Source organism: Pseudomonas sp. PDM03 (assembly GCF_014852385.1).
In the GTDB taxonomy this organism is placed as follows: Bacteria; Pseudomonadota; Gammaproteobacteria; order Pseudomonadales; family Pseudomonadaceae; genus Aquipseudomonas; species Aquipseudomonas migulae.
Window position 1 is genome coordinate 1 of the sequence record NZ_JACVBM010000010.1, and the last position, 23,219, is coordinate 23,219.

The window sequence follows — 23,219 nt, forward strand, 5'->3', positions numbered from 1 at the left end:
AGAGGCCGAGTGGAGGTTCTGCGCAGTGGGCAACCCGGCATGGATGCCGGGTTAGCCGCGCACGGCCATGGATGGCCGATCGCGGCGGGCCCACGGAGCAGGACCGGAGCGAGGGCATGCCGAGCCTTAGCGAGGCACCGAACGAAAGGGGCAAGAGCGCTTGGTTACTTGCCGCTTTTGCAAGTGACTCGCCGTAAGGGCGAAACCAATAGCCGCCGTTACCGAAGAAACGGATATACACCCCACCCAAAAGCGATACAAAAAAACATACGACACGATATTTTGTGTTTGATATTAAATTCTGTATCGCTTATAAAGTTCTCCATGCCCTCGATCAGATTCAAGGCGGGAGACCCCCAATGTACGCACAGCTTGTAGAAACCGGCGTTAAGCGCATCAAGGACCTGTCGGAAATGTCCGAACAGGAACGCGCTTTCCAGGAAAAAATCGATTCAGAAATCAAGATCGAAGCGAAAAACTGGATGCCTGATGCCTATCGCCAGACCCTGATCCGGCAGATCTCGCAGCACGCCCACTCGGAAATCGTCGGCATGCTGCCCGAAGGCAATTGGGTCACCCGCGCGCCATCGCTCAAACGCAAACTGCAATTGATGGCCAAGATTCAGGACGAAGCCGGCCACGGCCTGTACCTGTACAGCGCCATGGAAACCCTCGGCGCCGACCGCGACGAAGAAATCGCCAAGCTGCACAGCGGCAAGGCCAAGTACTCGAGCATCTTCAACTACCCGACCCTGAACTGGGCCGACATGGGCGCAGTGGGCTGGCTGGTGGACGGCGCCGCGATCGTCAATCAGGTGGTGTTGCAACGCACCTCATACGGCCCCTACTCCCGGGCCATGGTGCGCATCTGCAAGGAAGAAAGTTTCCACCAGCGCCAAGGCTACGAAATCCTTCTGACCATGATGCGCCACGGCAATCAGGCGCAAAAAGACATGGTCCAGGACGCGATCAACCGCCTGTGGTGGCCGTCGCTGATGATGTTCGGCCCGAGCGACGAACACTCGCCGAACAGCGCCCAGTCCATGGCCTGGAAAATCAAGCGCCAGAGCAACGACGAACTGCGCCAGCGCTTCATCGACCAGACCATCCCGCAACTCGAATTGCTCGGTTGCACCTGCCCTGATCCGGACCTGAAGTGGAACGCCGAACGCGGCCATTACGACTTCGGTGAAATCCAGTGGAGCGAGTTCTACGAAGTGCTCAAGGGCAACGGCCCGTGCAACCAGGAACGCGTCGCCACCCGTCGCAAAGCCATTGAAGACGGCGCCTGGGTCCGCGAAGCCGCAGTTGCCCACGCCCGCAAAAAACAAAACAAGAACGCCGCCTGATTCGGCCACCTGATCTGGAGACACCGCCATGTCCGAATGGACCCTTTTCGAAGTCTTCGTGCGCAGCAAGCACGGCCTCAACCACAAGCACGTCGGCAGCGTGCATGCCGCCGACACCACCATGGCCATCGAGAACGCGCGTGAGTTGTACACCCGTCGCAGCGAAGGCGTGAGCCTGTGGGTCGTGCCGTCTGCACTGATCACCGCCTCGTCGCCGGATGAAAAAGACCCGCTGTTCGACCCGTCGGACGACAAGGTTTATCGCCATGCCAGCTTCTACGAGCTGCCGGCCGAAGTCGGGCACATGTGAGGTCGACCATGAATAACAACACCGATCTGATCGAATACCTGCTGCGCCTCGGCGACAGCGCCCTGATCCAGGGCCAGCGCCTGTGCCAATGGTGCGGCAAGGCACCGGCGCTGGAAGAAGAACTGGCGCTGATGAACGTCGGCCTCGACCTCGTCGGCCAGGCGCGCAACTGGCTGGAATACGCCGCTGAACTGCTGGGCGACGATCGCGATGCCGATCACCTGGCGTTCCGTCGCGATGAGCGCGCCTATCGCAACCTGCTGTTGGTGGAACAACCCAACGGCGATTACGCGGTGACCATCCTCAAGCAGTTCCTGTATGACGCCTGGCACCTGGAAGTGCTTAAAGGTTTGAGCCAGTCCAGCGATGAGCGCATCGCCGGGATCGCTGCCAAAGCCGTAAAGGAAGTCACCTATCACCTGCGCCGCTCCAGCGAGTGGGTCGAGCGTCTGGGCGACGGCACCGAGGAAAGCCACAAGCGCATGCTCGCAGCGATCCCTGAGGTCTGGCGCTTTACCGTGGAACTGATCGCCGCCGATGACAGCGAACAGCGTCTGTGCGAAGCCGGCATCACCCCGGACATCGCCACCGTCGCCGCCGCGTGGCAAGCCAGGGTCAACGAGATTTTCGCCAGCGCCACCCTGCCCGTGCCTGCCGCGCCGAGCTATTTCTACCTGAATGCGCGCAAGGGGCTGCACACCGAACACCTCGGCATCCTGTTGGCGGAGATGCAATTCCTGCCACGAGCGTACCCCGATGCAACCTGGTGAGCTGATCGCCAGCGACCTCGGCGCCCGGCCGGCCCAACCGACCGACCTGGCCGCCGCGTGGGCGACCCTGGCGCAGGTCATGGACCCGGAAGTGCCGGTGGTCAGCGTGGTCGACCTCGGCATCGTGCGCGATCTCGACTGGCAAGCCGGTCACTTGCACGTGGTGGTCACGCCGACCTACTCCGGCTGCCCCGCCACCGAGGTGATCGAAAGCGACATCCGCGATGCGCTGGAGCTTGCCGGCTTCAGGGCACCGCAACTGGAACGCAAATTGACCCCGGCGTGGACCACCGACTGGATCACCGACATCGGCCGCGAACGCCTGCGCGCTTATGGCATCGCACCGCCCGACGGCAGCACCAGCAAGCGCAGCCTGCTCGGCGAAAGCCCCGTGATCGTTTGCCCGCAATGCCGCAGCGCGCACACCGAAGTGCTCAGCGAGTTCGGTTCCACCGCGTGCAAGGCGTTGTACCGCTGCGTCGATTGCCGCGAGCCGTTCGACTATTTCAAGTGCATCTGAGCGGCGATCGGCCGTCCCAGCTGGAGAACAATAATGAGCAAATTTCACAGCCTGACCATCAAGGACGTGCGCGCCGAAACCCGTGACGCGGTGTCCATCGCCTTCGATATTCCGCAGCACCTGCAAGACAGTTTTCACTTCACCCAGGGCCAGCACCTGGTGATGCGCACGCAGATGGATGGCGAAGAAGTGCGTCGTTCGTATTCGATTTGCACCGGCGTTAATGACGGCGAACTGCGCGTCGCGATCAAGCGTGTGGCTGGCGGGCGTTTCTCCGCATTCGCCAATGAGCAGCTCAAGGCCGGGCACAGCCTGGAAGTGATGCCGCCGGCCGGGCACTTCTGCGTCGAGCTCGACCCACAACGCCACGGTCATTACCTGGCCGTGGCGGCGGGCAGCGGCATCACGCCGATCCTGTCGATCATCAAGACCACCCTGCAAACCGAACCGCACAGCCGCGTCACGCTGCTGTACGGCAACCGTTCAAGTTCCGGCGCGCTGTTCCGTGAACAGCTCGAAGATTTGAAAAACCGCTACTTGCAGCGTCTGAACCTGATCTTCGTGTTCAGCCGCGAGCAGCAGGATGTCGACCTGTACAACGGCCGGATCAACGCCGAGAAATGCGAGCAACTGTTCTCCCGCTGGCTCGATGTCAAAGCCCTCGATGCGGCATTCATCTGTGGCCCGCAGGAGATGACCGAAACCGTGCGCGACAGCCTCAAGGCCAAGGGCATGGCACCGGAGCGCATCCATTTCGAACTGTTCGCCGCCGCTGGCAGCCAGCAAAAACGCGAGGCTCGCGAGGCTGCACGGCAAGTTGATGCGGCGGTCAGTCAGATCACCGTCATCAGCGACGGCCGCGCTCTGGCCTTCGACCTGCCGCGCAACAGCCAGAGCATCCTCGATGCCGGCAACGCCCAGGGCGCCGAACTGCCTTACTCGTGCAAGGCCGGCGTGTGCTCGACGTGCAAATGCAAGGTCATCGAAGGCGAAGTGGAAATGGACAGCAACCACGCCCTGGAAGACTACGAAGTGGCTGCCGGTTACGTGCTGTCGTGCCAGGCGTATCCGGTCAGCGACAAAGTCATCCTGGATTTCGACCAACTCTGAAAACAACACAAACCCTGTAGGAGCCGGCTTGCCGGCGATGAGGTCCGTTAAATCACCGCGAACTTCAGACCGTCATCGCTGGCAAGCCAGCTCCTACAGGTTTCGTGTACTGCCTGCCGGAATCCGGTTTCTGTAGGAGCCGGCTTGCTGGCGATGAGGCGCTTGAGATCACCGGTGAATATCAGGCCGCAATCGCCAGCAAGCCGGCTCCTACAGAAAACCGGTTCCAGCAGGCATTACGCCGAAACACCACGTTTCACCCCACAACAAAAACAACAGAGAGCGTGCCATGACACCCACAGACGTAGAACTCATCCGCCAGCACCCCGATTTCATCCAGCTGGTTCGTCGCAAACAAAACCTGTACTGGTCGCTGTCGCTGATCATGCTGGTGATCTATTTCGGCTTCGTGTTGCTGGTGGCGTTCTCCCCCGCCACCCTCGGCCAATCCTTGAGCGGCGGCGTGACCTCGGTGGGCATGCTGGTCGGTGTGGTGATTGTGGTGTTGGCCTTCGCGCTGACCGGTTTCTACGTCTATCGCGCCAACAACGTGATTGATCCGCTCAACGAAAAGCTGAAACAGGAGTGCGCCCGATGAGCCGGCTCCTGGCGTTGTTCCTGTTGCCGCTGGCAGCAGTCACCGACTTCGCGGTCGCCGCCGACGGCGCGTCCCGCCCACTGAACTGGAACGCCATCGGCATGTTCCTGGTGTTCGTGCTGTTCACCCTCGGCGTCACGCGTTGGGCCGCATTGCGTACCCGCTCCGCCAGCGACTTCTACACCGCCGGCGGTGGCATGACTGGCTTCCAAAACGGCCTGGCGATTGCCGGCGACATGATCTCGGCGGCGTCCTTCCTCGGCATCTCGGCGATGATGTTTCTCAATGGCTACGACGGCTTGCTCTACGCCCTGGGCGTGTTGGCGGGCTGGCCGATCATCCTGTTCCTGATCGCTGAGCGCCTGCGCAACCTCGGCAAATATACGTTCGCCGACGTGGTCTCTTATCGCCTGGAGCAAACCCCGGTGCGCCTGACCTCGGCGTTCGGCACCCTGACTGTCGCGTTGATGTACCTGGTGGCGCAGATGGTCGGTGCCGGCAAATTGATCGAGTTGCTGTTCGGCATCGACTACCTCTACGCGGTGATGCTGGTCGGTGTGTTGATGGTGTTCTACGTGACCTTCGGCGGCATGCTCGCCACCACCTGGGTGCAGATCATCAAAGCGGTGATGCTGCTGTTCGGCACCACGTTCATGGCGTTCATGGTGCTCAAGCATTTCGGTTTCAGCACCGAAGCGATGTTCGCCGGCGCCACTGCCGTGCACGCCAAGGGCAGCGCGATCATGGCGCCCGGTGGTTTGCTGTCGAACCCGATCGATGCGATCTCGCTGGGGCTGGGCATGATGTTCGGCACCGCCGGCCTGCCGCATATCCTGATGCGTTTCTTCACCGTCAGCGATGCCAAGGAAGCGCGTAAAAGCGTGTTCTACGCCACCGGTTTCATCGGCTACTTCTACTTGCTGCTGATCATCGTCGGCTTCGGCGCCATCGTCATGGTCGGCACCGATCCTGCGTTCCGCGATGCCAGCGGCGCGATCATCGGCGGCGGCAACATGATCGCCGTGCACCTGGCGCAAGCCGTGGGCGGCAACCTGTTCCTCGGCTTCATCTCGGCAGTCGCGTTCGCCACCATTCTGGCGGTGGTTGCAGGCCTGGCGTTGTCCGGTGCCTCGGCGGTGTCCCACGATTTGTATGCCTGCGTTATGCGCAAGGGCCAGGCCACCGAGCAGCAGGAAATCCGCGTGTCGCGCATTGCCACGCTGTGCATCGGCGTGCTGGCGATCATCCTCGGCCTGCTGTTCGAATCGCAGAATATTGCGTTCCTTTCCGGCCTGGTGCTGGCCATCGCCGCGTCGGTGAATTTCCCGGTGCTGTTCCTTTCGATGTACTGGAAAGGCCTGACCACTCGCGGCGCGGTCACCGGCAGCCTGACGGGGCTGGTCTCGGCGATTGTCCTGCTGGTGCTGAGCCCGGCGGTGTGGGTCAACGTGTTGCATCACGACAAGGCGCTGTTCCCGTACTCCAACCCGGCGCTGTTTTCCATGAGCCTCGCGTTTTTCAGTGCCTGGCTGTTTTCGGTCACCGACACCTCGCCGCGAGCGGCCCTTGAGCGCGGCCGCTACCTGGCGCAGTTCATCCGTTCGATGACCGGCATCGGTGCCTCCGGCGCCAGCAAGCACTAATCACGACCGACTGATGGCAGGGAATAAAAACAATGAAGCCCGCACGTTCTGCACCCTACGAATCACTGTTTTCGCTGGCCGCCGCATTGAGCCTGCCCATGGTCGCCCCCAGCGCCATGGCCGACTTCATCGACGACAGCAAGGCCCGCATTGAAATGCGCAATCACTACATCAATCGCGATTTCCGCCAGGACAACGCGGCGCAATCCAAGGCTGAAGAATGGGCGCAGGGTTTCACCGCGCGCATCGAGTCCGGGTTCACCGACGGCACTTTAGGCTTCGGTCTCGATGCGTTGGGGGAGCTGGGATTGAAACTCGACTCCAGCCCGGATCGCCGTGGCACCGGGCTGCTGCCCTTCGGTCCGAAAAGCCATGAGCCGGCGGACGAGTTCAGCGAGTTGGGGCTGACCGGCAAGGTGCGGGTGTCGAAAAGCGTGTTGAAGCTCGGCACCCTGCAACCCCTGCTGCCGGTGGCGACCTACAACGACACCCGCCTGCTCGGTTCGACCTTCGAAGGCGGTTTGCTGACCAGCCAGGAAATCAGTGGCCTGACGCTGAATACCGGGCGCCTGACCAAGGCCAACCTGCGGGATTCCTCCAGCAACGATGACATCGGTTACGCCGCCGCCAGCAGTGATCACTTCGACTTTGCCGGCGGCAGCTACGCGTTCAGTCCGCAACTGAACCTGAGCTACTACTACGGCAAGCTCGATCAGATTTATCGCCAGCAATTTGTCGGGTTGGTGCATACCCAGCCGCTGGGCAACGGTTTCAATCTGCGCAGCGACTTGCGCTATTTCGACAGCCGGGGCGATGGCGCCGAGCGCGCCGGGCGTATCGACAACCGCAACTTCAACAGCATGTTCACTGTGTCCCACGGTGCCCACAAGGTCAGTGCCACGTACCAGCAGTTGTCCGGCGACAGTGCCTTTCCGTTCCTCAACGGCGGCGATCCGTACGTGGTCAACCTGGTGACCTTCAACACCTACACCCGCGCCGACGAGGACTCCTGGCAGTTGCGTTACGACTATGACTTCGCGGCGCAGGGCATTCCCGGTCTGACCTTCATGACCCGCTACACCGACGGTCGCCACGTCAAGGCCGGCACCGTCGACAACGGTCGTGAGCGCGAGCGCGACACCGACATCAGTTACGTCATCCAGAGCGGCGTTTTCAAGGACGTCAGCCTGCGCTGGCGCAACGTGACCTTCCGCTCCGGCAATGGCCTGAACACCGCCCTCGATGAAAACCGGCTGATCGTCGGTTACACCGTGGCGCTTTGGTAATCCCTGAAGGGCGCGGTTACCGCCGCGCCAACACCTTTCACAACCTGGAGGAATCGTGATGTCTCACGCCCCTACCCTGCAAAGTTTCATCGCCGGTCGCTGGATCGGCCAACACGGTGCCCAGGTGCTGCGCAGCGCCATCGACGGCCACGAGATTGCACGCACCCACGAGGAACGCCCGGACTTCGCCGAAGCCGTCGAGCACGGTCGTCGCCAAGGCATCAGCGGCTTGATGGCGCTGGACTTCCAGCAACGGGCGCAACGCCTCAAGGCACTGGCCTTGTACCTGAGCGAACGCAAGGAACAGCTTTACGCGATCTCCCACCACAGCGGCGCCACCCGCGCCGACAGCTGGATCGATATCGAGGGCGGCAACAGCACGCTGTTCACCTACGCCAGCCTCGGCTCGCGGGAACTGCCGTCGGGCAACATCGTCCACGAAGGCCCGGCGATGCAGCTGAGCAAGCTCGGCACCTTCGCCGGCACGCACATTCTGGTGCCGCGCGGTGGTCTGGCGGTGCACATCAATGCGTTCAACTTCCCGATCTGGGGCATGCTGGAAAAGTTCGCGCCGAGCTTTCTCGCCGGCATGCCATGCATCGTCAAACCGGCCAGCGCCACCAGCTACCTGACCGAAGCCGTGGTGCGGCTGATGGACGAATCCGGCTTGCTGCCGGCGGGCAGCCTGCAACTGATCATCGGCAGCACCGGTGACTTGCTCGACCGCCTGCAAGGCCAGGACGTGGTGACGTTCACCGGTTCCGCCGACACCGCAGCCAAGTTGCGCGTCAATCCGAACCTGATCCGCAATTCGGTGCCGTTCAACGCCGAAGCAGACTCGCTGAACTGCGCGATCCTCGCCCCGGACGTGACCCCGGACGACGAAGAGTTCGAGCTGTTCATCAAGGAAGTCGCACGGGAAATGACCACCAAGGCCGGGCAGAAATGCACCGCCATCCGCCGCGCCATCGTGCCGGCCAAACACATCGATGCCGTCGCGACCCGTTTGCGCGACCGCCTGAAGAAAGTCGTGGTCGGCGACCCGTCGGTGGAAGGCGTGCGCATGGGGGCACTGGCCTCTCACGATCAGCAAAAGGACGTCGCCGAGCGTCTGGAAAGCCTGCTGCAAAGCAGCGACATGCTGTTTGGCGCTCGCGACGGTTTTGAACCGCGTGGCGAAAACGTCAGCCAGGGTGCGTTCTTCGCGCCGACCCTGTTGCAGGCCCGCGACCCGCACGCTGAAGGCGGCGCGCACGACATCGAAGCGTTCGGCCCGGTCAGCACGCTGATGGCCTACGACGACCTCGACGAAGCACTGGTCCTGGCCGCACGCGGTAAAGGCAGCCTGGTGGCGAGCCTGATCACCAAGGATCCGCAGATCGCGGCCAAAGCCATTCCTGTCGCGGCAGCCTGGCACGGTCGCTTGCTGGTGCTGGACCGCGAATCCGCCGCCGAATCCACCGGCCACGGTTCGCCCCTGCCACAACTCAAGCATGGCGGGCCGGGTCGTGCCGGTGGCGGTGAAGAGCTCGGTGGCCTACGCGCAGTGAAACACTACCTGCAACGCGCCGCAGTGCAAGGCTCGCCGACCATGCTCGCTGCCGTCACCGGCGAATACGTGCGCGGTGCCAAGGTCATCGAGACTGAAGTACATCCGTTCCGCCGGTTCTTCCAGGACCTGCAGATCGGCGAGTCGCTGCTGACCCACCGTCGCACCGTGACCGAGGCCGATCTGGTGAACTTCGGTTGCCTGTCCGGCGATCACTTCTACATGCACTTCGACGAGATCGCCGCCAAGGAATCGCAATTCGGCAAACGCATCGCCCACGGCTACTTCGTGCTGTCGGCGGCGGCCGGTCTGTTCGTCTCCCCGGCACCGGGCCCGGTGCTGGCCAACTACGGCCTGGATACGTTGCGCTTCATCAACCCGGTGGGCATCGGCGACACCATCCAGGCGCGCCTGACCTGCAAACGTAAAATCGATCAGGGCAAAAAGAGCCCGCAGGGCATTCCGCAGGGCGTGGTGGCGTGGGACGTGGAAGTCACCAACCAGCTGGGTGAACTGGTCGCCAGTTACGACATCCTCACTTTGGTCGTCAAACGCGAGGATTAACGCAGTCCTGTAGGCGCTGGCTTGCCGGCGATGGCGTCCGCATGATCGATGCCAATCCAAAGGCCCCATCGCCAGCAAGCCGGCTCCTACAAGGGTTTTGTGTGAGCTCCGGTTTCAACGTTCACATCGATCCACTGTAGGAGCCGGCTTGCTGGCGATGGCGTCCGCATGATCGATGCACATCCAAGGGCCCCATCGCCAGCAAGCCGGCTCCTGCAAGGGGATACTGCGAATTCCTGTTACAGCGCCTTCGCACTGGTTTTTGCCTGTGACGGTGCGTTTATTGCCTTCTTCAAGGACATGACCGGCATCACCCCTGGCCATTGGTGAAAATAAGCACCTGACGATCGGCAGCAGAAATTAATTGCGACCAAATATTACATGCGTCATATTACGCACGTAATTAAACGCCGATTCCCACAGGTAATCCTCCATGACCAGCATGCCCAGCCTTGAACCCGACGTTGCCGTTGCGGTGAGCACGCCCAAGCCTCCCCTGCTCAAGCGCCTGATCCTGCTGACGCTGGCCATTGCTGCCCTGGTATTTTCAGGCCTTTACGCCGCCCATTGGTGGACCGCCGGGCGTTTCATCGAAGAAACCGACGATGCCTACATTGGCGGCGACGTGACGGTGATCGGGCCGAAGGTCGCGGGTTACATCGAAGAAGTGCTGGTCAGCGACAACCAGAAAGTGAAGGCCGGCGATGTGTTGATCCGCCTCGATTCCCGTGACTACCGCGCCAACCTGGCCAAGGCCGAAGGCGCGGTGGCCGCGCAAGAAGCCTTGCTGTCCAACCTCGACGCCACTGAGCAACTGCAACACGCGGTGATCGGTCAGGCCCGTGCGGGGATCGATGCCGCCGGCGCTGAAACGGCCCGCTCACGGGACGACAATGCACGCTACAAACGCCTGGTCGGTAGCAACGCTGTCTCCGTGGAAAGTGCGCAACGGGCCGACGCCACCTTCAAGACCGCCCAGGCCTTGAGCGCTCGAGCCCAGGCTGAACTGCTGGCAGCGCAACGCCAATTGAACGTGATCGACACTCAGAAACAGCAAGCACGTGCCGCGCTGATGCAGGCCAAGGCCGAACGAGACCTGGCGCAATTGAACGTCGGCTACACCGAGTTGCGCGCACCGATGGATGGCGTGATCGGCAATCGCCGGGCGCGGGTCGGTGCGTATGCGCAGGCCGGTTCGCAGCAGTTGTCGGTGGTGCCGGCCAGCGGGCTGTGGGTCGATGCCAACTTCAAGGAAGACCAACTGGCGCACATGACACCGGGCCAACCGGTGATCATTCACGCCGACGTGCTCTCCGGGCAGGTATTCCACGGGCACCTCGACAGCCTCGCGCCAGCCAGCGGTTCGCAGTTCAGCGTGTTGCCACCGGAAAACGCCACCGGCAACTTCACCAAAATCGTGCAGCGAGTGCCGGTGCGGATCGTGCTCGATCCCGCCGACGGCGTGCTCGGGCATCTGCGTCCCGGCCTGTCGGTGACCGCTGAAGTCGACACACGCAAGGAGCCTGAAACGCCTGCCGTGGCCAGCGCGCCATGAGCCGCGCCCTCGCCGCCCCCGCGCAGCCGTTCAACGCCGCGAACATGGCGACGGCGACCAAGGTGTTCGCCTTCGCCACCATGTGCATCGGCATGTTCATTGCCCTGCTGGATATCCAGATCGTCTCGGCTTCGTTGCGCGATATCGGCGGCGGGTTGTCGGCGGGCACTGATGAAACGGCGTGGGTACAGACCAGCTACCTGATCGCCGAAATCATCGTGATTCCGCTGTCCGGCTGGCTCTCCCGCGTGTTCTCGACCCGCTGGCTGTTCTGCGCATCCGCGGTGGGTTTCACCCTGGCCAGCCTGCTCTGTGGCGCGGCCTGGAACATTCAGAGCATGATCGCCTTCCGCGCCCTGCAAGGGTTTCTTGGCGGCTCGATGATCCCGCTGGTGTTCACCACGGCATTCTTTTTCTTCACCGGCAAACAACGGGTGATCGCCGCCGCGACCATCGGCGCGGTGGCGTCATTGGCACCGACACTGGGGCCAGTGATTGGTGGCTGGATTACCGACGTGTCCTCCTGGCACTGGCTGTTCTACATCAACCTGGTGCCGGGGATTTTTGTTGCGGTGGCGGTGCCGATGCTGGTGAAAATCGATCAGCCGGAACTGTCGCTGCTCAAGGGCGCCGACTATTTGAGCATGGTGTTTCTGGCGCTGTTTCTCGGCTGCCTGGAATACACCCTTGAAGAAGGCCCGCGCTGGAACTGGTTCAGTGACCGCACGATTCTGACCACCGCCTGGATCAGCGGCCTGGCAGGCCTGGCGTTCATCGGGCGGACCTTGCACGTGGCCAACCCGATCGTCGATTTGCGCGCCCTCAAAGACCGCAACTTCGCCCTCGGCTGCTTCTTCTCGTTTGTCACCGGGATCGGCCTGTTTGCCACGATTTACCTGACGCCGCTGTTTCTCGGTCGGGTGCGGGGTTATGGCGCGCTGGACATTGGTCTGGCGGTTTTCTCCACCGGGGTGTTCCAGATCATGGCGATTCCGCTGTACGCCTTTCTGGCCAACCGCATCGATCTGCGCTGGGTCATGATGACCGGCCTTGGGTTGTTCGCTTTGTCGATGTGGGATTTCAGCCCGATCACCCATGACTGGGGAGGCAAGGAATTGATGCTGCCGCAAGCGCTGCGCGGAATTGCCCAGCAACTGGCGGTGCCGCCAGCGGTCACCTTGACCCTCGGCGGCCTGGCACCGGCGCGACTCAAACACGCTTCCGGGCTGTTCAACCTGATGCGCAACCTCGGCGGAGCCATTGGCATCGCGGCCTGTGCGACGATCCTCAATGACCGCACCAACCTGCACTTCACACGATTGGCGGAAAACCTCAACAGCACCAACGAAGCCCTGAATCAATGGCTGTCCCAGGTCGGCAACAACTTCGCCACGCTCGGCCAAAGCGGTGATGCGGGTGTCACCGCCAGCCTGCACCAGTTATGGCTGCTGACCTACCGCGAAGCGCAGACGCAAACCTACGGCGATGCGTTTCTGATGATCATGGTCTGCTTCATCATCGCCACGGCGATGGTGCCCTTGATGCGCAAGGTGCAACCACCGGCCGCGCCGTCAGCGGACGCTCACTGATCAGGCCTGAGGCGTTTTACGGAAGCCTACGGCCAGACGATTCCAGCTGTTGATGGTGGAAATCGCCACGGTCAGGTCGACCATTTCCTTGGGGCTGAACTGCGCAGCGACCACTTCGTAATCTTCGTCCGGAGCATGGGTCAGGCTCAGTTGGGTCAGGGATTCGGTCCAGAGCAACGCAGCACGTTCGCGCTCGGTGAAGAACGGGGCCTCGCGCCAGGCGGTCACGGCAAACAGGCGACGCGGGGTTTCGCCGCCCTTGATCGCATCGGCGGTGTGCATGTCGATGCAGAAGGCGCAGCCGTTGATTTGCGATGCACGCAGCTTGACCAGTTCGATCAGAGTCTTTTCCAGCGGCAGCTTCGAAACGGCGGTTTCCAAGGCGATCATGGCTTTGAGGGCATCAGGGGACGCGGTGTAGAAATCGATACGAGGTTTCATGGCAGGCTCCAGGAGCAAGTGGGGGTGGAGCTAAGTTAGTCCCGCAGGCCGGCTGCTGGAATATCCAATTTCTCAGAAGTCGAGTAGACCGCCGCCCCCCCTTGTAGGAGCCGGCTTGCTGGCGATGCGGGCAACTCGGAGCAAATTGATGAGTGAGGTGATGCTATCGCCAGCAAGCCGGCTCCTACAGGGGGGCCAAAAATAGTCTGTCGGGCTGATTGCCAGCACTCGGTCCTCGCCACTAGAATGCGATCAATTCTTAATTGCATCAGGCCAGGACGCCGGAAAAGAGTATCAGTCCCCCATGTCGTCAGCCGACCAGCCTTTGAACCAGCAAATCCATACCCTCTACAGCGAACACCACGGTTGGCTGCAGGGATGGCTGCAGCGAAAACTCGGCAATCGCTGCGACGCGGCGGACCTGGCCCACGATACGTTCCTGCGTTTGCTGACCCGGCAAGTCGTCAAGCCATGGGGCAGCGAGCCCCGGGCATTGCTGACGCACATCGCCAAGGGCCTGGTGATTGATCGCTGGCGTCGACAGGACATCGAGCGCGCTTATCTGGAGACCATTGCCCACCTTCCGGCCACAGAGGTGCCATCACCGGAAACCCGCCTGCTGATTCTCGAAACCCTGATGCGCATCGAAGCGCTGCTGCGCGAATTGCCGGCCATCACTCGCGAAACCTTCCTGCTGTCACAGATCGAAGGGCTGACCTACAACCAGATCGCCGCACGCCTGAATGTGTCGCTGATCACCGTCAAACGGCACATGCGCACCGCGTTCATTACCTGCCTGAGTGTCGCCTGATGAATTCGTCGATGATCAACCCGCACATTCTCGGCGAAGCCGCCGACTGGCTGGTGCAGTTGCATTCAGGCAGCGCGACGCCGTCCGACCATCACGCCATTGCCCAATGGCGCAATCGCAGTGCCGAGCATGCGCTGGCCTGGCAACGGGCCGAAGCGCTGCTCGGAGAATTTCGCAGCGTGCCGGCCAACCTGGCCATCCAGACCCTGCAGCGAGCGGCACGCAAGGATGGCTTGAGCCGCCGCCAGACCCTCACGCGTATTGGCTTGCTGCTGATGGCCGGCCCCTTGGGCATCGCCTCACAACACGTGTCCTGGCAACAATGGACCGCCGATCAGCGCACGGCAGTGGGCGAACAGAAAAACCTGCAACTCCCCGATGGCAGTCAGGTGCTGCTCAACACCGAAAGTGCGGTGGACATTGCCTTTACCCCGCGTGAACGCCGAGTGGTGCTGCTGGATGGCGAAGTGTTGATCAGCACCGCCAAGGACCCCGGCGCCCGGCCCTTTATCGTCGAAACCCCGCAAGGCATCGCCCGTGCGCTGGGTACGCGGTTTTGCGTGCGCATCACTGGCTCGCGAAGCCAGGTGTCGGTGCTCGAAGGGCTGGTGGAAGTCACGCCGCAGTTGCTCCAGCAGAGCACGACCCTCAAGGCCGGTGAGCGCCAGAGCTTCAAGCTCAATCGCCTCGATGCGCTCGAACCTTTCGACACCAGCGCCCTGGCCTGGGACAAGGGCATGTTGCTGGCGAGCAATATGCGCCTGGACGAATTGCTCGGCGAATTGAGCCGCTATCGCCCCGGCGTGTTGCGTTGTCATGCGGATGTCGCGGGGTTGCGGGTGTCGGGGGCGTTTTCCCTGCGTGACACCGATGCCAGCCTGCGTCTGCTCAGCGATACGCTGCCACTGAAAATCAGCAGCCTGACCCGCTACTGGCTGTCGGTCGAGCCGCGGGCCTGAGCGCGCTGAAAAACTATTTCACAGTCCCCTGATACCTTTCCGCGTTTCGTTCGGTGTGTGGATAGACCTCTTCAATTCCACGCGCTCGACAGGAACGCCGAATGACTTCAACACCGCTGCACCGCCCCGCCGATTTCCCGCTCAAGGCCCTGAGCCTGAGCATTGCCCTGGCCTTTACCGCGTTGCTGCCGATCAACAGCCATGCCGCTGACACCGTCAGCGAAAGTGCCAGCCGCAACGTCGATATAGGGCCGGGCTTGCTCAGTCATACTCTGGCGCAATTCGCCGTGGCGGTCGGCGTGCCGTTGTCGTTCGATCCGGCGCAACTGGGCAATCGCCAGAGTCCGGGATTGCAAGGCAACTACAGCGGGCAATCGGGCTTCGCGCAATTGCTTGAGGGCAGCGGTTTCGAGTTGATCAGCACGGGCGGAAACGGTTACACCGTGGCGCCGCGAGTCGCTGCCAACGGTGCGCTGGAGCTGGGCGCCACCAGCGTCAGCGCCCTGCGCGACGACAACGCGGACACCTACGGTGGCGGTCAGGTCGCCAAGGTTGCGCAGATCGGCATGCTCGGTAACCAGGCCTTGAAAGACCTGCCCTTCAGTGTCACCAGCTACACCGCCAAAACCATCGCCGACCAGCAAGCGCAGACCGTGGGTGATGTGTTGCTCAACGACGCTTCGGTGCGGCAGTCCGCCGGCTTTGGCAACTTCTCCCAGGTGTTCGTGATCCGCGGTTTGCCGCTGCTGTCCGATGACATTTCCTATAACGGTCTTTACGGCATCCTGCCCCGGCAGATCATCGCCACCGAAGCGCTGGAACGGGTCGAGTTGTTCAAGGGACCGAACGCTTTTGTGAATGGTGTTACACCCAGCGGCAGCGGGATTGGCGGTGGCGTCAACCTGCAACCCAAACGCGCCAACGATGTGCCGACCCGCAGCGTCACTCTCGATTACAGTGACGATGGCCGGGTCGGCGGGCATCTGGACCTGGGCCAGCGCTTTGGTGAAGACAACCGATTCGGCGCGCGGGTCAATCTGTTGCAACGCGAAGGCGCCACCGCCGTCGATGACGAAGACCGTCGCTCGTCGCTGATCAGCGTCGGCCTGGACTACCGAGGTGATCGCCTGCGGGTGTCGACGGACCTGGGCTATCAGAAACAGGTGATCAATCAGGGCCGCTCGGTGATCTATGTCGATTCGACCTTGAGCAAAGCGCCCAAGGTGCCGGATGCCAACGCCGGTTACGCACAGAGCTGGAGCTACTCGCAACTGGAAGACACCTTCGGCATGGCCCGCGCCGAGTATGACCTCAGTGACAACTGGACCGCCTATCTGTCCGGCGGCGCCAAACACACACGGGAGAACGGCGTGTATTCGTCGCTGACCGTCACCGACCTCAACGGCAATGCCCGGGGCGGCATGCTCTACTCGCCTCACGATGAGGACAACAAAAGCCTGATGACCGGCCTCAACGGCCACTTGAACACCGGGCCGATCAGTCACCAATTGAACCTGGGCCTCGCGGGTATCTGGGGCCAGCAACGCTCGGCGTTCGAAACCATAGGCGCCGCCACGCGCTATAGCACCAACCTCTACGACGTCACTGACAAACCGCGCCCAAGCCCCACATCGTTTGCCAGCGACATTCACGATCCGCGCATCGTCGGCAAGAACACCCTGCGCAGCGCCGCGGTGTCCGACACCCTGGGTTTCATCGATGATCGCGTCTTGCTCACCCTCGGCGTACGGCGCCAGACGCTCAACGTCGACGGCTGGAACACCACCACCGGCGCGCGCACTTCAAGTTATGAAGAGTCGATCAGCACGCCGGTCTATGGCCTGGTGATCAAGCCGTGGGAACACGTTTCGTTCTACGCCAACCGCATCGAAGGCCTGGCCAAGGGGCCCACGCCGCCGACCAGCGCGATCAACCGCGACGAAACCTTCGCCCCGGTGCGCAGCAAGCAAATCGAAGCCGGCGTGCGCCTGGACATGGACACCTATGGCGCGAGCCTGGGCGTGTACCGCATCGAACAACCGTCGAGCTACACCCAGGACGGGATCTTCCGGGTCGATGGCGAGCAGCAAAACAAAGGCGTGGAGTTGAACGTCTATGGCGAGCCGCTTGATGGCCTGCGCCTGCTGAGCGGTGCGACGCTGATGAAGACCGAAATCGAAGGCAGCACCAACGGGGTCAACGACGGCAACCGCGCTGTCGGCGTACCGCGTTTTCAACTCAACGTCGGGGCGGATTGGGACGTTCCGGGGATCGAAGGCGCGGCGCTCAGTGCGCGGATGCTGCGCACCGGCGGGCAATACCTGAACGCCGCCAACACCCAGAGCATTCCGGCGTGGAACCGCTTTGATGTGGGGTCGCGGTATGCCTTCAAGATGGACGAGAAGTACATCACCTTGCGCGCCAATCTGGAGAACGTAGCGAACAAGGCGTATTGGGCCTCGGCGAATGGCGGGTACCTGACGCAGGGCACGCCGCGGACGCTGAAGGTGTCGGCGACGCTGGATTTCTGATCCGGAATTTGCAGTGAGCCGGCTACCGCCATCGCCGGCAAGCCAGCTCCTACAGGGGCCGTGTGACCCGAGCCTTGCATCCATCCTGTAGGAGCTGGCTTGCCAGCGATCCGCGTAGCGGCCATCCAACCCGGATCGCTAAGCCCGACTGCGCAACCACTGCAAAAACCCCTTCTTCTCCACCACCTTCGGCGTTTCCTGGGTCAACGTCTGTGCCTTGTGCAAACGGAAATCCAGCAACGCCTTCATCGCTTCGCCGATGTCATGCCGCGCATCCAGGCACGGTTTGAGGTAATCCTTTTCGATCCGGTACAGGCTGCAGGCGGTCTTGGCGCTGAAGTCCGCCGGCAGCGCCGTGTCCGACAAGATCCCGCCCTCGCCGATCACCTCGCCCGGCCCCATGCGCCCGGACTCGAACTTGCCCCCGGCGCGGCTCAGCGCCACCGAGACCACGCCGGATTCGATGATGAACAGATGATCGCTGACCTCCCCCGCCGGCAGGATCATTTCCCCGGCGCGGAAGTTTTGCAGGGTCATGTGCTGGCTGAAGGTTTCTTTTTCTTCCTGACGCAGAGTCGAAAAAATCGCCGAGCTTTCCAGCAACGCCCGTGGCCGCGACAGGTTCACCGGTGCATTCGATTCGACGCTGGACAACAGGCTCACGCCCGACGCTTGCAAGTGCCGGAACGCCAGATCGAACAGCAGATTGCGCACCATGCGCTTCTGGTCCATCGAGACCACAAAGCCGCTGATTTCGTACTCCACGCCGGTGGCGCTCGAACCTTTGAGCGCGACACACGGCGCCGGCTTGGCCAGCAGGTATCGGCACCCCTCCATCGCCCGCTCCAGCGCATCGATCACCGTTTGCGGACGTGCGTGCGGGCTCAACTGCAAGCTGATCGACACGCCGAAAATATCGCTCGGCCGGCTGAAGTTGATGATCTTGGCCTTGGCCGCCAGCGAGTTGGGGATCACCGCCATGCTGCCCTGGGACGTTTGCAGGCGCGTGGCGCGCCAATCGATGTCGGTGACCCGACCTTCGGTGCCGTCGATGGAGATCCAGTCATCCAGTTGATAGGGTTTGGTGGTGTTGAGGACGATCCCGGAGAACACGTCGCTGAGGGTGCTTTGCAACGCCAGGCCGACGATGATCGCCAACGCGCCGGACGTCGCCAGCACGCCTTTGACCGGCAGGTCGAGCACATACGCCAGGGCCGCGATGATCGCGATCAGGAAAATCACCGCGCCGAGCAAATCCTGGAGCAGGCGACCGGTGTGCCCGACCCGTTGCATCATCCCAGCGCCGATCAACACCGTCAGGGTGCGCGCGCCGAACAGCCACCAGCCAATCTGCAAACCGGTCGCCGCCAGGTGCAACGGCACGTTGTCCGCCCAGGGCGCGGGTTCCAGAGGGTTCAGGCCTTCGTTGAACAACAGGATGCTGAACAACGTGAAAATCAGCAGCCGCACCAACAGTTTCCAGTTGCTGCCACTGGCACTGATCAAGCGCCACAGCCCCAGATCGATGATGATCAGGATCAGGGCACAGACCAGCGGGTGATTGGTAAGCAGTGACAGCATCAAGCAACTCCAGCCATGTACGGATGGGCACAGTGTAGGAGCAAACGCAGGCTTGAGAACAACACAAAAACCTGTAGGAGCCGGCTTGCTGCGGGCGGCGTTCCGACGATGGCGGTCTGACAGTCACTCAATTGTTGACTGCTCTACCGCTATCGTCGGAACGCCGCCCGCAGCAAGCCGGCTCCTACAGGGGTGATGTGTGTCAGTGATTATTTGCTATTGGTCAGCGTGTTGTAGCTGGTCATCAGGTTGCGGTAGTCCGGGATGTGGTTGGAGAACAGGGTCGCCAGGCCTTCCACGTCGTTGCGCCAGTCGCGATGCAGCTCGCAGGCCAGGCCGAACCAGGTCATCAATTGCGCGCCGGAGGACGACATGCGGTCCCAGGCCGATTGGCGGGTCAGCTCGTTGAACGTGCCGGAAGCGTCCGTCACCACAAACACGTCAAAACCTTCCGCCAGTGCCGACAGCGCCGGGAATGCCACGCACACCTCGGTCACCACGCCGGCGATGATCAGTTGCTTCTTGCCGGTGGCCTTGATCGCCTTGACGAAGTCTTCGTTGTCCCAGGCATTGATCTGGCCAGGACGGGCAATGTAAGGCGCATCCGGAAACAGCGCTTTGAGCTCGGGCACCAGCGGGCCGTTGGGGCCGGTTTCGAAACTGGTGGTGAGGATGGTCGGCAATTTGAAGTACTTGGCCAGGTCGGCCAGGGCCAGCACGTTGTTCTTGAAACGGTCCGGTTCAATGTCCCGCACCAGAGACAGCAGGCCCGCCTGATGATCCACCAACAGAACGGCGGCGTTATCCTTGTCGAGACGTTTGTAAGAAGTAGTCATTTCAGTAGTCCTCGCGTGTTATCGATGCCGAGTGGAAATCGGCGTGGGGTACCCGGTTAGCGCTGGGAATCCAGCACTTCGTGTTCGTTCGCCACTTGCTGGGCCTTGAGGTAACTCTCGATCAGCAATTGATAATGCGGCATGGCCTGGGCGTAGACAGCCGCCCACTGCTCGGCGTCCGGACGGTTCCACGAGCCTTGCAGCTCAGAGAGCGTAGCCATGATGTCGATCGGCACCACCCCGGCTTGTGCCAAACGGGCAATCGTCAGATCAGTGGCCAGTTTCGAGTGGTTGCCGGAAGCATCGACCACGGCAAACACTTTGTAGCCTTCATGCACCGCCGCAATGGACGGGAACGCCAGGCATACGCTGGTCAGGGTGCCGGCGATCACCAGGGTTTTCTTGCCGGTGGCTTTGACTGCCGCGTGAAACTCGGCATTGTCCCAGGCGTTGATTTCACCTTTGCGCGCCACGTATTGAGCATGCGGCGCGGCTTCGTGGATTTCCGGAATCAACGGTCCGTTCGGTCCTTGCGGTACGGAAGCGGTGGTGATCACCGGCATCTTCAGCAGTGTCGCGGCTTTGGCCAGGGCAATGGCGTTGGCGCGCAGTTGCGGTACGTCCATGTCCTTGACGATCTGGAACAATCCGCTCTGGTGGTCGATCAACAGCATCGCGCTGTCGTTGGGATCGATGGTCGGTTTTTGGCCATTGAAGTTGGCCGCGTTAACGGTACTCATGTGCGTCTCCTCTTTATTTCAGGCAACAGCCATCCCTGGCCCCGGAACCGGCCTACGCATCCTGTGTAGAGCGGGTTGTTGAACCTGTAGGGTTAACCGTGCATCCGGCCGAACCGACCGGACTGGAAGTCAGCAAAGGCCTGGTGAATCTCTTGCTCGCTGTTCATCACGAACGGGCCGTGGCCAACGATGGGTTCGTCGATCGGCTCGCCGCTGAGCAGCAACACGACGGCGTCGTTATTGGCTTCCAGACTGATCTGATGGCCATTGCGTTCGAACAACGCCAACTGCCCTTCGCGCACCAGCTCCAGGCCGTTGACCTGAACCGTGCCACGCAGGACCACCAGTGCGGTGTTGCGACCTTCATGCAGATCGAGGGTCAGCAACTTGCCGCCGTTGAGGCGCAAGTCCCAGACATCGACCGGGGTGAATGTCCGCGCCGGGCCGGTGTGGCCGTCGAATTCGCCGGCGATCAGGCGCAGGCTGCCGGCCTCGTCCTTGAGCGGGATGCTCGGAATATCACCGTCGAGAATCGTCTGGTAACCGGCGTCGGCCATTTTGTCTTTGGCCGGCAGGTTGACCCACAGCTGGACCATTTCCAGGGTGCCGCCGGTTTTGGCGAAGCCTTCGGAGTGGAACTCTTCGTGGAGAATCCCCGAGGCGGCGGTCATCCATTGCACATCGCCCGGGCCGATCTTGCCGCCGCTGCCGGTGGAGTCGCGGTGCTCCAGTTCGCCCTTGTAAACGATAGTCACGGTTTCGAAACCGCGGTGCGGATGCTGACCAACGCCACGACGCTCGGTGGTCGGGGTGAACTCAGCAGGGCCGGCGTGATCCAGCAGTAAAAACGGGCTGATGTGTTTGCCCAGGTTGTCGTAGGAAAACAGCGTACGAACCGGAAAACCGTCGCCGACCCAATGGGTCCGAGGGCTCGTGTAGATGCCGATGATGTTTTTCATGCTGCCTCCGAAATCTGTGGTTTGACGCGATGGACAAAGCTTAAAACCGAACCCTTTGGTGCGCTAGACTGCAAAAATCAGCCTTAGCGTTCTATATGGAGAACGATGGTGGAAGACCTAAACACCCTCTACTACTTCACCCAAGTGGTGGAACATCAGGGTTTCGCTGCGGCCGGGCGGGCGCTGGACATGCCCAAATCGAAGCTCAGCCGACGCATCGCCGAACTTGAAGAGCGCCTCGGTGTGCGTCTGTTGCACCGCACCAGCCGACATTGTTCGCTGACCGAAATCGGCCAGGCCTATTACCAGCGCTGCCTGGCCATGCGCGTGGAAGCGGAAAGCGCCGCCGAACTGATCGAACGCAACCGCTCCGAACCGCAAGGCCTGGTGCGCATCAGTTGCCCGACCGCGTTGCTCAACTCCTGGGTCGGGCCGATGCTGACCCGCTACATGCTCAAATACCCGTTGGTGGAGTTGTTCATCGAGAGCACCAACCGCCGGGTCGACCTGATCCATGAGGGTTTCGACATTGCCTTGCGCGTGCGCTTTCCGCCGCTGGAGAACACCGACATGGTGATGAAGGTGCTGGGCAACAGCACCCAATGCCTGGTGGGCAGCCCGGCCTTTGCCGAACGCTTGTCGACGCCCGCCTCCCCGGCCGACCTCAGCGGTTTGCCCAGCGTGCACTGGGGCGCGGCGCAGCGTGAATATCAGTGGGAATTGTTCGGTGCGAACGGCGCCAGCGCGCTGATCCGACACGCGCCGCGCATGGTCACCGATGACTTGCTGGCCCTGCGTCACGCGGTGCTCGCGGGGATTGGCGTCGCGCACCTGCCCAGCGTGGTGGTGCGCGATGACATTGCCGCAGGACGCCTCGTCGAACTGGTGCCGGGCTGGGCGCCCAAGTGCGGGATCGTCCATGCGATCTTCCCCTCTCGCCGTGGGTTGCTGCCGTCGGTACGGGCGTTGATCGATTTTCTGGGAGAGGAATTCACCCACAGCGACATCGCCTAGCCCTTTTTTGCCGACACGGACGAACCTGTAGGAGTGAGCTTGCTCGCGAAAAACGTGAGAGCTCCGCGGGGTGTCAGACTGGCTGCGTTACCGTTGACCTCCATCGCGAGCAGGCTCGCTCCTACAGGGCCGATGAGTGGGGGCTGGCGGAGTGTTTATTTCGGACATAATATCAGCACAGATTACAACCATAATATCTGCGCCCGTCCGAGGACACTGAACATGCAAAGCCCCAACCGAGAAGCCTCCCTCGCCCAATGGATCGCTCAGGAAGACGCCATGCGCGCACGTCTGGCCGGGCCCGGCAGCCTGTCGCTGGCCGAGGTCAGCGCGCTGTCGCCGGCCGAGTTCTTCGAGGGCATCGGCAACGGTGAACTGCCCTCGCCGCCGATTGGCACGCTGATGGACTTCATCCCTATCGAATGGTCGGCCGGGCTGTTCATCTTCCATGCCTTCCGGAGCCTTGCTAACAGTTAGTTATACGTTTGCGTAAGACTTTCAACG

20 protein-coding genes and 1 pseudogene are annotated in these 23,219 nt (G+C 61.8%); 16 read left to right on the forward strand and 5 right to left on the reverse strand.

Going from position 1 to position 23,219, the window contains the following annotated elements; genetic code table 11:
- Positions 1-359 precede the first annotated feature (359 nt).
- The 11 genes from paaA (at position 360) to IB254_RS15670 (ending at position 12,843) form a co-directional block, all read left to right on the forward strand.
- Positions 360-1,349 (forward strand): 1,2-phenylacetyl-CoA epoxidase subunit PaaA, encoded by a 990-nt coding sequence (paaA, locus tag IB254_RS15620; protein WP_008032385.1) that lies wholly within the window; start codon positions 360-362, stop codon positions 1,347-1,349.
- Positions 1,350-1,377: 28 nt separating this feature from the next.
- Positions 1,378-1,659, forward strand: a complete 282-nt coding sequence (gene paaB, locus IB254_RS15625; protein ID WP_007943393.1) for a 1,2-phenylacetyl-CoA epoxidase subunit PaaB — start codon at positions 1,378-1,380, stop codon at positions 1,657-1,659.
- 8 nt (positions 1,660-1,667) lie between these two features.
- Positions 1,668-2,429, forward strand: a complete 762-nt coding sequence (gene paaC / locus IB254_RS15630) for a 1,2-phenylacetyl-CoA epoxidase subunit PaaC (RefSeq protein ID WP_008032384.1) — start codon at positions 1,668-1,670, stop codon at positions 2,427-2,429.
- Entirely contained in the window at positions 2,416-2,949 is a 534-nt protein-coding gene (paaD, locus tag IB254_RS15635; protein ID WP_192417976.1) for a 1,2-phenylacetyl-CoA epoxidase subunit PaaD, read from the forward strand. The genes paaC and paaD overlap by 14 nt, the downstream gene beginning before the upstream one ends.
- Positions 2,950-2,982: 33 nt before the next feature.
- Positions 2,983-4,059, forward strand: coding sequence for a 1,2-phenylacetyl-CoA epoxidase subunit PaaE (gene paaE / locus IB254_RS15640; RefSeq protein ID WP_008032379.1), 1,077 nt, complete (start codon positions 2,983-2,985; stop codon positions 4,057-4,059).
- Positions 4,060-4,348: 289 nt separating this feature from the next.
- Positions 4,349-4,657: a DUF485 domain-containing protein gene (locus tag IB254_RS15645; RefSeq protein ID WP_008032377.1), complete on the forward strand. Its 309-nt coding sequence runs from the start codon at positions 4,349-4,351 to the stop codon at positions 4,655-4,657.
- A complete protein-coding gene (locus tag IB254_RS15650; protein ID WP_008032374.1) occupies positions 4,654-6,300 on the forward strand; it encodes a cation acetate symporter in 1,647 nt (548 codons plus the stop codon). Before IB254_RS15645 ends, IB254_RS15650 begins: the two co-directional genes overlap by 4 nt.
- Positions 6,301-6,332: 32 nt before the next feature.
- Positions 6,333-7,586 (forward strand): OprD family porin, encoded by a 1,254-nt coding sequence (locus IB254_RS15655; RefSeq protein ID WP_192417977.1) that lies wholly within the window; start codon positions 6,333-6,335, stop codon positions 7,584-7,586.
- 58 nt (positions 7,587-7,644) lie between these two features.
- The gene (gene paaZ, locus IB254_RS15660; RefSeq protein WP_008044141.1) at positions 7,645-9,699 is read left to right on the forward strand and encodes a phenylacetic acid degradation bifunctional protein PaaZ; all 2,055 of its coding nucleotides are present in this window, start codon (positions 7,645-7,647) and stop codon (positions 9,697-9,699) included.
- Positions 9,700-10,132: 433 nt separating this feature from the next.
- Positions 10,133-11,254 (forward strand): HlyD family secretion protein, encoded by a 1,122-nt coding sequence (locus IB254_RS15665; protein WP_192417978.1) that lies wholly within the window; start codon positions 10,133-10,135, stop codon positions 11,252-11,254.
- Positions 11,251-12,843: a DHA2 family efflux MFS transporter permease subunit gene (locus IB254_RS15670; RefSeq protein ID WP_008040021.1), complete on the forward strand. Its 1,593-nt coding sequence runs from the start codon at positions 11,251-11,253 to the stop codon at positions 12,841-12,843. The genes IB254_RS15665 and IB254_RS15670 overlap by 4 nt, the downstream gene beginning before the upstream one ends.
- On the opposite strand, the gene IB254_RS15675 is transcribed toward IB254_RS15670, so the two are convergent.
- A complete protein-coding gene (locus IB254_RS15675; protein WP_008040019.1) occupies positions 12,844-13,284 on the reverse strand; it encodes a carboxymuconolactone decarboxylase family protein in 441 nt (146 codons plus the stop codon). It abuts the gene before it with no gap.
- Positions 13,285-13,588: 304 nt separating this feature from the next.
- Between IB254_RS15675 and IB254_RS15680 the strand changes: the two genes are divergently transcribed.
- From IB254_RS15680 to IB254_RS15690, 3 genes are all read left to right on the forward strand, one after another.
- Positions 13,589-14,095, forward strand: coding sequence for a sigma-70 family RNA polymerase sigma factor (locus IB254_RS15680; RefSeq protein ID WP_192417979.1), 507 nt, complete (start codon positions 13,589-13,591; stop codon positions 14,093-14,095).
- Complete coding sequence (locus tag IB254_RS15685; protein ID WP_192417980.1) at positions 14,095-15,054, forward strand: FecR domain-containing protein; 960 nt, start codon at positions 14,095-14,097, stop codon at positions 15,052-15,054. The genes IB254_RS15680 and IB254_RS15685 overlap by 1 nt, the downstream gene beginning before the upstream one ends.
- A 101-nt stretch (positions 15,055-15,155) precedes the next feature.
- A complete protein-coding gene (locus IB254_RS15690; RefSeq protein WP_192417981.1) occupies positions 15,156-17,585 on the forward strand; it encodes a TonB-dependent receptor in 2,430 nt (809 codons plus the stop codon).
- 138 nt (positions 17,586-17,723) lie between these two features.
- On the opposite strand, the gene IB254_RS15695 is transcribed toward IB254_RS15690, so the two are convergent.
- From IB254_RS15695 to IB254_RS15710, 4 genes are all read right to left on the reverse strand, one after another.
- The gene (locus tag IB254_RS15695) at positions 17,724-19,166 is read right to left on the reverse strand and encodes a mechanosensitive ion channel domain-containing protein (protein ID WP_192228888.1); all 1,443 of its coding nucleotides are present in this window, start codon (positions 19,164-19,166) and stop codon (positions 17,724-17,726) included.
- Positions 19,167-19,375: 209 nt separating this feature from the next.
- Positions 19,376-20,002, reverse strand: a complete 627-nt coding sequence (ycaC, locus tag IB254_RS15700; RefSeq protein WP_008032356.1) for an isochorismate family cysteine hydrolase YcaC — start codon at positions 20,000-20,002, stop codon at positions 19,376-19,378.
- Between the two features lie 56 nt (positions 20,003-20,058).
- Complete coding sequence (locus tag IB254_RS15705; RefSeq protein WP_008032355.1) at positions 20,059-20,742, reverse strand: isochorismatase family protein; 684 nt, start codon at positions 20,740-20,742, stop codon at positions 20,059-20,061.
- Between the two features lie 92 nt (positions 20,743-20,834).
- Positions 20,835-21,701: a pirin family protein gene (locus tag IB254_RS15710; RefSeq protein WP_192417982.1), complete on the reverse strand. Its 867-nt coding sequence runs from the start codon at positions 21,699-21,701 to the stop codon at positions 20,835-20,837.
- A gap of 105 nt (positions 21,702-21,806) precedes the next feature.
- Here IB254_RS15710 and IB254_RS15715 point away from each other — a divergent pair, with 105 nt between their 5' ends.
- Positions 21,807-22,715 (forward strand): LysR substrate-binding domain-containing protein, encoded by a 909-nt coding sequence (locus tag IB254_RS15715; RefSeq protein WP_192417983.1) that lies wholly within the window; start codon positions 21,807-21,809, stop codon positions 22,713-22,715.
- A gap of 222 nt (positions 22,716-22,937) precedes the next feature.
- A pseudogene (locus tag IB254_RS15720) lies at positions 22,938-23,162 on the forward strand (PaaI family thioesterase); the annotation flags it as partial.
- Between the last annotated feature and the right edge of the window lie 57 nt (positions 23,163-23,219).

What these genes read in the sequence shown, in the direction of transcription:
- paaE (WP_008032379.1), top strand. Translation starts at nt 2,983, where the DNA reads ATGAGCAAATTTCACAGCCTGACCATCAAGGACGTGCGCGCCGAAACC.
- paaC (WP_008032384.1), top strand. Translation starts at nt 1,668, where the DNA reads ATGAATAACAACACCGATCTGATCGAATACCTGCTGCGCCTCGGCGAC.
- IB254_RS15675 (WP_008040019.1), bottom strand. Translation starts at nt 13,284, where the DNA reads ATGAAACCTCGTATCGATTTCTACACCGCGTCCCCTGATGCCCTCAAA.
- IB254_RS15695 (WP_192228888.1), bottom strand. Translation starts at nt 19,166, where the DNA reads ATGCTGTCACTGCTTACCAATCACCCGCTGGTCTGTGCCCTGATCCTG.
- IB254_RS15655 (WP_192417977.1), top strand. Translation starts at nt 6,333, where the DNA reads ATGAAGCCCGCACGTTCTGCACCCTACGAATCACTGTTTTCGCTGGCC.
- IB254_RS15685 (WP_192417980.1), top strand. Translation starts at nt 14,095, where the DNA reads ATGAATTCGTCGATGATCAACCCGCACATTCTCGGCGAAGCCGCCGAC.
- IB254_RS15650 (WP_008032374.1), top strand. Translation starts at nt 4,654, where the DNA reads ATGAGCCGGCTCCTGGCGTTGTTCCTGTTGCCGCTGGCAGCAGTCACC.
- IB254_RS15680 (WP_192417979.1), top strand. Translation starts at nt 13,589, where the DNA reads ATGTCGTCAGCCGACCAGCCTTTGAACCAGCAAATCCATACCCTCTAC.
- ycaC (WP_008032356.1), bottom strand. Translation starts at nt 20,002, where the DNA reads ATGACTACTTCTTACAAACGTCTCGACAAGGATAACGCCGCCGTTCTG.
- IB254_RS15670 (WP_008040021.1), top strand. Translation starts at nt 11,251, where the DNA reads ATGAGCCGCGCCCTCGCCGCCCCCGCGCAGCCGTTCAACGCCGCGAAC.
- IB254_RS15710 (WP_192417982.1), bottom strand. Translation starts at nt 21,701, where the DNA reads ATGAAAAACATCATCGGCATCTACACGAGCCCTCGGACCCATTGGGTC.
- IB254_RS15705 (WP_008032355.1), bottom strand. Translation starts at nt 20,742, where the DNA reads ATGAGTACCGTTAACGCGGCCAACTTCAATGGCCAAAAACCGACCATC.
- IB254_RS15690 (WP_192417981.1), top strand. Translation starts at nt 15,156, where the DNA reads ATGACTTCAACACCGCTGCACCGCCCCGCCGATTTCCCGCTCAAGGCC.
- paaZ (WP_008044141.1), top strand. Translation starts at nt 7,645, where the DNA reads ATGTCTCACGCCCCTACCCTGCAAAGTTTCATCGCCGGTCGCTGGATC.
- paaA (WP_008032385.1), top strand. Translation starts at nt 360, where the DNA reads ATGTACGCACAGCTTGTAGAAACCGGCGTTAAGCGCATCAAGGACCTG.
- IB254_RS15665 (WP_192417978.1), top strand. Translation starts at nt 10,133, where the DNA reads ATGACCAGCATGCCCAGCCTTGAACCCGACGTTGCCGTTGCGGTGAGC.
- IB254_RS15715 (WP_192417983.1), top strand. Translation starts at nt 21,807, where the DNA reads ATGGTGGAAGACCTAAACACCCTCTACTACTTCACCCAAGTGGTGGAA.
- paaD (WP_192417976.1), top strand. Translation starts at nt 2,416, where the DNA reads ATGCAACCTGGTGAGCTGATCGCCAGCGACCTCGGCGCCCGGCCGGCC.
- IB254_RS15645 (WP_008032377.1), top strand. Translation starts at nt 4,349, where the DNA reads ATGACACCCACAGACGTAGAACTCATCCGCCAGCACCCCGATTTCATC.
- paaB (WP_007943393.1), top strand. Translation starts at nt 1,378, where the DNA reads ATGTCCGAATGGACCCTTTTCGAAGTCTTCGTGCGCAGCAAGCACGGC.